Source organism: Burkholderia sp. GW821-FHT14F03 (genome assembly GCF_058803765.1).
On record NZ_JBXAPG010000028.1, the window covers coordinates 61,095 to 69,371 of the forward strand.

7 protein-coding genes are annotated in these 8,277 nt (G+C 70.6%); 3 read left to right on the plus strand and 4 right to left on the minus strand.

What is annotated here, in order from left to right:
• Positions 1-7: 7 nt before the first annotated feature.
• The 4 genes from AC1RQF_RS19845 to AC1RQF_RS19860 are packed head-to-tail and all read right to left on the minus strand — an operon-like array spanning position 8 to position 5,311.
• Positions 8-268: a formate dehydrogenase subunit delta gene (locus AC1RQF_RS19845; protein WP_492872779.1), complete on the minus strand. Its 261-nt coding sequence runs from the start codon at positions 266-268 to the stop codon at positions 8-10.
• 7 nt (positions 269-275) lie between these two features.
• A complete protein-coding gene (fdhF, locus tag AC1RQF_RS19850; RefSeq protein WP_492872780.1) occupies positions 276-3,212 on the minus strand; it encodes a formate dehydrogenase subunit alpha in 2,937 nt (978 codons plus the stop codon).
• A 15-nt stretch (positions 3,213-3,227) separates the two neighbouring features.
• A complete protein-coding gene (locus AC1RQF_RS19855) occupies positions 3,228-4,817 on the minus strand; it encodes a formate dehydrogenase beta subunit (RefSeq protein WP_492872781.1) in 1,590 nt (529 codons plus the stop codon).
• On the minus strand, positions 4,814-5,311 hold the full coding sequence (locus tag AC1RQF_RS19860; RefSeq protein WP_274001838.1) for an NAD(P)H-dependent oxidoreductase subunit E: 498 nt from the start codon (positions 5,309-5,311) through the stop codon (positions 4,814-4,816). The genes AC1RQF_RS19855 and AC1RQF_RS19860 overlap by 4 nt, the downstream gene beginning before the upstream one ends.
• Before the next feature lie 131 nt (positions 5,312-5,442).
• On the opposite strand from AC1RQF_RS19860, the gene AC1RQF_RS19865 reads away from it, so the two are divergent.
• The 3 genes from AC1RQF_RS19865 to AC1RQF_RS19875 all read left to right on the plus strand — a co-directional run bounded on the left by AC1RQF_RS19865 (position 5,443) and on the right by AC1RQF_RS19875 (position 8,185).
• Positions 5,443-6,537 (plus strand): substrate-binding domain-containing protein, encoded by a 1,095-nt coding sequence (locus tag AC1RQF_RS19865; RefSeq protein WP_492872783.1) that lies wholly within the window; start codon positions 5,443-5,445, stop codon positions 6,535-6,537.
• 99 nt (positions 6,538-6,636) lie between these two features.
• Positions 6,637-6,906 carry a hypothetical protein gene (locus AC1RQF_RS19870; protein WP_274001841.1) on the plus strand — a complete coding sequence of 90 codons (270 nt, stop codon included), beginning with the start codon at positions 6,637-6,639 and terminating at the stop codon, positions 6,904-6,906.
• A 235-nt stretch (positions 6,907-7,141) separates the two neighbouring features.
• A complete protein-coding gene (locus AC1RQF_RS19875) occupies positions 7,142-8,185 on the plus strand; it encodes a hypothetical protein (protein WP_274001843.1) in 1,044 nt (347 codons plus the stop codon).
• Positions 8,186-8,277 lie beyond the last annotated feature (92 nt).

An 8,277-nucleotide genomic window follows, 5' to 3' on the forward strand; every position in this document is an offset into this window, starting at 1 on the left:
GACGGCGTCACGCATCGGTCGCGGCGGCGGGCGTCAGTTGCGCGCGGTGCGCGATGAGCGCGGCGCGCACGAGCGGCGCGAGCGCATCGGCGCCCGACACGTCGTCGTGCGGATCGTCGAGCAGCGTCAGCAGCGCCCGGCGCATGCGCGGTTCCCAGAACCGCCGCAGGTGGTCGGCGATGCCGGCGAGCGCCTCGTCGTGATCGGGCATCGACGCGAAGAACGCCCCGATCTGGTTCGCCATCGTGGCCAGTTGCGCGCGGTTCATCGCATCCTCACTTTCCGCCCGCGGCGGGCTGGGCTTCGCGTCGCTCCAGCAGGTCGAGCTGCTGCGCGTTGAAGCGGCTGTATTGGCGCTGCCAGGCGGACGGCTGCGCGACCGGCAATACCTGCACCGCGGTGACCTTGTATTCCGGGCAGTTGGTGGCCCAGTCGGAACTGTCGGTCGTGATCACGTTCGCGCCCGACTCCGGGAAGTGGAACGTCGTGTAGACGACGCCCGGCTGCATGCGCTCCGTCACGTGCGCGCGCAGCACGGTCTGGCCGGCGCGCGACTCGATGCCGACCCAGTCGTCGGGGCTGATGCCGCGCGCCTCCGCGTCGTGCGGATGGATCTCGAGCCGGTCCTCGTCGTGCCAATGGACGTTGTCGGTGCGGCGCGTCTGCGCGCCGACGTTGTATTGCGACAGGATCCGTCCGGTGGTCAGGATCAGCGGGTAGCGCGCCGTCACCTTTTCCGGCGACGCGATGAACTGCGTGATCACGAAGCGGCCCTGGCCGCGCACGAAGGCGTCGACGTGCATGGTCGGCGTGCCTTCCGGCGCCGCGTCGTTGCAGGGCCATTGAATGCTGCCGAGCGTGTCGAGCCGCGCGTACGAGACGCCCGCGAAGGTCGGCGTAAGGCGCGCGATCTCGTCCATGATCTCGGACGGATGGGCATAGTCCATCGGATAGCCGAGCGCGCGCGCGAGCCGCAGCGTGACCTCCCAGTCCGCATAGCCGGCGAGCGGCGGCATCACGCGGCGCACGCGCGAGATCCGGCGTTCCGCGTTGGTGAAGGTGCCGTCCTTTTCCAGGAAGGTCGAGCCCGGCAGGAATACGTGCGCATACTTCGCGGTCTCGTTCAGGAAGATGTCCTGCACCACGATGCACGCCATCGACGACAGCGCGGCCGCCACGTGCTGCGTGTTCGGGTCGGACTGCACGATGTCCTCGCCCTGGCAGTAGAGCCCCTTGAAGCTGCCGTCGAGCGCGGCGTCGAACATGTTCGGGATGCGCAGGCCCGGCTCCGGCTGCAGCGTCGCCGACCAGGCGGCCTCGAACTGCGCGCGCACCGCGGCGTCGCCGACGTGCCGATAGCCGGGCAGCTCGTGCGGGAACGAGCCCATGTCGCACGAGCCCTGGACGTTGTTCTGGCCGCGCAGCGGATTCACGCCGACGCCTTCGCGGCCGAGATTGCCGGTTGCCATCGCGAGGTTCGCGATGCCCATCACCATGGTCGAACCCTGCGCATGCTCGGTCACGCCGAGGCCGTAGTAGATCGCCGCGTTGCCGCCCGTCGCATACAGGCGCGCGGCGGCGCGCACCGTGTCGGCCGGCACGCCGGTGATCGCGGCGCTCGTCTCCGGCGCGTGCTCGGGTTGCGCGACGAACGCGCGCCACTGCTCGAACGCGCGCGGCTCGCAGCGGGCCGCGATGAACGCATCGTCGAGCAGGCCTTCGGTGACGATCACGTGGGCGAGCGCGTTGACGAGCGCGACGTTGGTGCCCGGCCGCAGTTGCAGATGGTGGACCGCTTTCACATGCGGGCCGTCGACGAGATCGATGCGGCGCGGATCGACGACGATCAGTTGCGCACCTTCCCGGATCCGCCGCTTGAGCCGCGATGCGAATACCGGATGGCCGTCGGTCGGATTCGCGCCGATCACGACGATCACGTCGGCCGCACCGACCGAGGCGAAGGTCTGCGTGCCGGCCGACTCGCCGAGCGTGGTCTTGAGCCCATAGCCGGTCGGCGAATGGCATACGCGCGCGCAGGTGTCGACGTTGTTGTTGCCGAAGGCCGCGCGCACGAGCTTCTGCACGAGATAGGTTTCCTCGTTGGTGCAGCGCGAGGAGGTGATCGCGCCGATCGAATCCCGGCCGTGCTGTGCCTGCAGCCGGCGGAATTCCGAGGCGGCGTGTTCGATGGCTTCGTCCCAGCTGACCTCGCGCCACGGATCGGTGATCTTCGCGCGGATCATCGGCTTCGTGATGCGGTCCTTGTGGGTCGCGTAGCCCCAGGCGAAGCGGCCCTTGACGCACGCGTGTCCTTCATTCGCATGGCCGTTCTTGTGCGGCGTCATGCGCACGACCTGGTTGCCCTTCAATTCGGCCTTGAATGCGCAGCCGACGCCGCAATACGCGCACGTGGTGACCACCGCACGCTCGGGCAGGCCGAGCTGCGTGACGCTCTTTTCCTGCAGCGTCGCGGTCGGGCAGGCGGCGACGCAGGCGCCGCACGACACGCATTCCGACGCCATGAACGACGCGCTGTCGCTCGCGGCGACGCGCGACGCGAAGCCGCGCGCGGCGATCGTCAGCGCGAAGGTGCCCTGGGTTTCCTCGCAGGCGCGCACGCAGCGATTGCAGACGATGCATTTGGACGGGTCGTAGCTGAAGTACGGATTCGATTCGTCCTTGGGCGCGTCCAGGTGATTCGCGCCGTCGAAGCCGTAGCGGACCTCGCGCAGGCCGACCACGCCGGCCATGTCCTGCAGTTCGCAGTCGCCGTTGGCCGCGCAGGTCAGGCAGTCGAGCGGGTGGTCGGAGATGTACAGCTCCATCACGTTGCGGCGCAGCGCCTGCAGCCGCTCGCTCTGGGTGCGCACCTTCATGCCGGCTTCGGCGGGCGTCGTGCACGAGGCGGGATAGCCGCGCCGCCCCTCGATCTCGACGAGACACAGCCGGCATGAGCCGAACGGTTCGAGCGAATCGGTCGCGCACAGCTTCGGCACCGGGATGCCGGCCTCGATCGCCGCGCGCATCACCGATGTGCCGGCTGGCACCGTGACCGGATGGCCGTCGATGTCGAGCGTGACGTCGGTGTCGGCGCGCCGGCGCGGCGTGCCGTAGTCGGTGTCGTCGAACGGCGCCGCGCGGCGCGCGCCGGCGCACGCGCACTGGCCGGAGCCGCAGCCGCCCGGGAGCGTGTCGGAAGCGTGGAGGGTCATGCGGGGCTCCTTGATTCAGGCGGCGGCCTGGGTTGTCGACGCGGCGGGGCCACCAACGGCGGGGCCGGTCCCGGCGAGACCGAAATCCTCGGGGAAATGATCGAGCGCGGACAGCACCGGGTAGGGCGTCATGCCGCCCATCGCGCACAGCGAGCCCGCCGTCATCGTGTCGCACAGATCGCGCAGCAGCTGCACCTGGCGCACCGACGTGTCGCCCGCGCGGATCTTCGCGATCGTCTCGACGCCGCGCGTCGAGCCGATCCGGCACGGCGTGCACTTGCCGCACGATTCGAGCGCGCAGAACTGCATCGCGTACTCGGCGAGTTCGGCGAGATCCGAGGTGTCGTCGTGCAGCACGATGCCGCCGTGGCCGACCACCGCGCCGACGGCCGCGTAGGCCTCGTAGTCGAGCGGCAGGTCCCACTGGCTGTCCGGCAGGTAGGTGCCGAGCGGGCCGCCCACCTGGGCTGCGCGCGCCGGGCGGCCGCTCGCGGTGCCACCGCCGAACTCGAACAGCAGCTCGCGCAGCGTGACGCCGAACGCCAGCTCGACGAGCCCGCCGCGCCGCACGTTGCCGGCCAGCTGGAACGGCAGTGTGCCGCGCGAGCGGCCCATCCCGTAGTCGCGATAGAACGCGGCGCCGCGCGCGAAGATGATCGGCGCGGTGGCGAGCGTGATCACGTTGTTGATCACGGTGGGCTGGCCGAACAGGCCGGCGAGCGCGGGCAGCGGCGGCTTCGCGCGGACCACGCCGCGCCGGCCCTCGAGTGATTCGAGGAGCGCGGTTTCCTCGCCGCAGACATAGGCGCCCGCGCCCTTCGCGACGTGCAGCTCGAACGCGTGCGCGGAGCCGAGCACCCGCGGGCCGAGCCAGCCGGCGGCGCGCGCGTGTTCCAGCGCGGCGTCGAGCGCGGCGATCGCATGCGGATATTCGCTGCGCACGTAGATGTAGCCGACCGTCGCGCCTGTGGCGATGCCGGCGATCAGCATTCCCTCGATCAGGCAGTACGGGTCGCTTTCCATGATGAGGCGATCGGAGAAGGCGCCGGAATCGCCCTCGTCGGCGTTGCAGACGATGTATTTCTGCGCGCCGGCGGCCTGGCGCACCGTGCGCCACTTGATGCCGGCCGGAAACGCGGCGCCGCCCCGGCCGCGCAGGCCGGATTCGATCAGCAGCTCGCAGGCGGCGTCGCCGTCGAGCGCGAGCGCCTGCCGCAGGCCGGCGAGGCCGCCGTGCGCGAGGTAGTCGTCGATCGACAGCGGATCGGTCAGGCCGATGCGCGCGAAGGTCAGGCGTTGCTGACGCTTCAGGTAAGGCAGTTCGTCGACGATGCCGACGGCGCTCGGATGCGCGCCGCCGTCGAGCCAGCCAGCATCGAACAGGCCGGCCACGTCGTCGGCGCCGAGGTTGGCGTAGCCGGCGCGGCCCGCGGGCGTGACCACTTCGACGAGCGGTTCGAGCCACAGCAGCCCGCGCGAGCCGTTGCGCACCAGCTCGATCGCGTGGCCGCGCCGCCCGGCCTCGGCCACGATCGCGGCAGCGAGCGCGTCGGCGCCGAGTGCGAGCGCGGCGGAATCGCGCGGGACGTAGAGGCGCGTCGTCATGAGGTGGCCTCCGTCGCCCCGGCCGCCGCGGCGGTTGCATAGAGCGTGTCGAAGCGTGACGGCGACACGCGCGCATGCAGCGCGCCGTTGACGGTCAGGGACGGCGACTGCGCGCACAGCCCGAGGCAGTACACGGATTCGAGCGCGACCTCGCCGGCGGGCGCGGCCTCGTCATGACGGGCGTCGATGCGGCAGCCGGTGCGCGCTTGCGCGTGCGCGACGAGCGCTTCGCCGCCCATGCTGCGGCACGCCTCGGCCCGGCAGATCTGGATCGTCACGCGCGCGGGCGGCGCGCTGCGGAAGTGATGGTAGTAGGTCAGGACACCGTGAACCTCGGCGCGCGACAGGTTCAAGGCGCGCGCGAGCGGGGCGATGCAGGCGGGCGGCACGAAGCCGGCGTCGTCCTGGATCGCGTGCAGGATCGCGACCAGTGATGCGCCGGGCCGGACGTGTTTGTGCACGAGCGCCTCGGGGGCGACGGGGGATGGGGACATCCGGTATGCTCCTCCAAAGTCATATATGCGCACGCTGTGCATATGGTGCGCAAATCAACTCTGTTTTGATTGATTGCCGTTGACGATAAGCTGATCGCGGCGGCGTCGCAATAGGAAATGAGCGTGCATAAATGATTGAGATCGAATGCGACGCGCACTTGTACGTGCGCGACAGCGCGGGTCGGGTCGCGAGCCTGACCGACCTCGCTCCGCTGTTGGAATCGATCGCGGCGACGGGCAGCATCGCGCGCGCCGCGCATAGCCGGGGGATGTCCTACCGGCACGCGTGGGGTCAGGTGCGCGCGTTCGAGGCGTGCGTCGGCGGGGCGCTGATCGAAACCGTGCGGGGCAAGGGGACTTCGCTGTCGGCGCTGGGGCGCGCGGTGGCCGATGCGCAGCAGCTCGCGGGCGAGCGGCTCGACGGCAGCCTGCGCGCCTGCGCGGCGGAGATCGCGGGCAATCTCGATCGGTGGCTGACGCGGCGCGCGGCGGGCTTGCGGATTCACGCATCGCACGGCTACGCCGTCGCGGCGCTCGCCGAGGCCTGGGAGCGCGGCGGCGCGCCGCTCGATCTCAAGTACCGGGAAAGCGTGGAGGCCGTGAAGGCGCTGGCGGCCGGCGAGTGCGACCTGGCGGGCTTTCATCTGCCGCGCGGGCCGCATCGCGCGGCGTGCGCGCGGATCTACCGGCCCTGGCTCGATGAAGCGCGGCACGCGTTGATCCACCTCACGCGGCGGCGGCAAGGGCTGTTCGTGCCGCACGGCAATCCACGCGGAATCGCGGGGCTCGCGGACCTCGCGCGCGGCGACATCCGTTTCGTCAATCGCCAGCCGGGCTCGGGCACGCGGATGCTGTTCGAGCTGGCGGCGCAGGCGGCCGGCGTCGATCCCGCGCGGCTCGGCGGAGCGGCCTCGACCGAGCTGACGCATTCCGCGATCGCCGCCTTCGTCGCGAGCGGGATGGCCGACGTCGGGTTCGGCGTCGAGCCCGCCGCGCGCCACTTCGGGCTCGATTTCATCCCCGTGGCCGACGAGGACTATTACTTTGCCTGCGAGCGCGCGCGCTTGACCGACGCGCCGCTCGCGGGCGTACTCGCGCTGCTGCGCGAGGCGGACTACCGCGCCGGCGTCGCGCGACTCGACGGCTATGATCCGGCCGCCTCGGGCTCGCTCGTGAGCCTGTCCGACGGGCTCGCGGGAACGGCGGCGAAACGTCATGCCCGGTAATGGGGGGGAGGGCTGTTTCGCTGCACGGCGGCCGCGTTTGCGCTACGCTTTCCGTTCATCTACGTTTCATCCGCTACGCCGTCGCGGCGTTTTTCCTTTATGAAGCCATTCCTGTCCCTTACCGTCGCCGCCCTCAGCGCGGGCGTGCTTGCCGCCACCGCCTCGCTCGCGTTCGCGCAGAATTCTCCCGGCGTGCCGGGCGGCATCCTGAACGAGCAATTCCGTCTGAACGAACATCCGCAGATGCAGTTCGCCGCGTCGTCGCCGTCGCAGAAGTACCAGGGCAGCAAGAAGTCGGCCCTGCGCAGGAAGGGCGACATGGGCGACCCGAACGGCTGCAACCTCAAGTGTCCGATGGACGGCCAGTAAATCCACCGTTCGCCGCTGCCGGTTGTCCCGGCATGTCGGCTCTCGCCCGCGCGTCCAAGTGACGCACCCCGGCCCCGCGCGCCTTGACGCGCGGTCGGACTACCAAGGCTGGTAGTTGTCGGCGCGCGCGGGTCCGCGTGAAATCTCCCTGTGTCTCGCCGAGCCGGCTTTGCCGGCCGATGGTCGCCGTCCTGGCGCGCGGGGCGCGCATTTCGCGCTGAATGAGAGTCGAACGATGGATCAAGCTTTGCAGCACGCGTCGCAATGGTGGGGCGCTGGCGACACCGAACCGGGTGCCCGACCGGGCCCCTCCGCCGATGAAACCGCGTGGCACGCGGTGGCGTCGGGCGGCCTGCGGCCTGCCGCCGAGGCGTGCCGCGCGCTCGGCGCGTATGACCGAGCGGCGCTTGCCGCGCTCAACCGGCACCGTGAGCTGAGCGTGCAGGCGGTGCGCGAGGGCGCGTCGCTCACGCTCTACGTGAATGCGCTCGGGCGCTTGCATGTCCGTCCATCGGACGCGCCGAAGATCGCCTATACGCCGGACGATACCTGGCTCGAGCTGGGGCATGTGGCGGCGGGCGCGGAGGTGCTGGCCGAGGTCGACGCGCGTTTTGCCGACTGGCAGCTGCGCGACCGGCAGTGCGCGGCGCGGGTGCGCACAACGCTCGACCGGGCGCACGCGAGCGGCGAACTGGCGCGGGTGCTGCAGGAGGCGCGCGCGTGCGTCGCGCAGATCGAACCCGTGTGTTTCTACATCGATGACCGGCTGTATACGCTTGCCGCCCGCTACGAACAGGTCGTGGGCGGGACGCGCGGCGCGCTGCTGCTGGCGTCGCTGCGCGAGCGCGGATACCCGGCCTGGAACGAGGACGAGCGCTTGATCGTCGCGGCGCTGTATGCGTTGAAGACCGCCGGACGGATCACGGCGTTCGCGGAATTCAACGGCGCGGTACTGAGCGCCGGCGCCTTGCTCGCTTGTCTGCGCGCGCTCGCTGTCGAGTGCGGCGCGGGGGAGTGCGACGATCTGTTCGACTGGGCGCGCAAGATCCACGATGGCCTGCTGCGGTCGGCCGGGGAATTGTGGCTGCGTTATCGCTGGCGCGGCGGTTTCGAATTTAGTTGCGCGGCGTCGCGGTCCGGATCAGGCGTCATGACGCTGCCCGACGATGCGCCGCTGTCTCGGCGCGCGCGCTGGTGGCGGGCCGCACGACATATCGGCGCGCGGCTTGGTTTCGCGCCTGCGCGCGTGTCGCGCGCAGGCGCGGCATCGCGCGGCTAAGCGGGGACAAGTCGGCGGGGACAAGTCGGCGGGGACAAGTCGGCGGGGACAAGTCGGCGGGGACAAGTCGGCGGGGACAAGTCGGCGGGGAC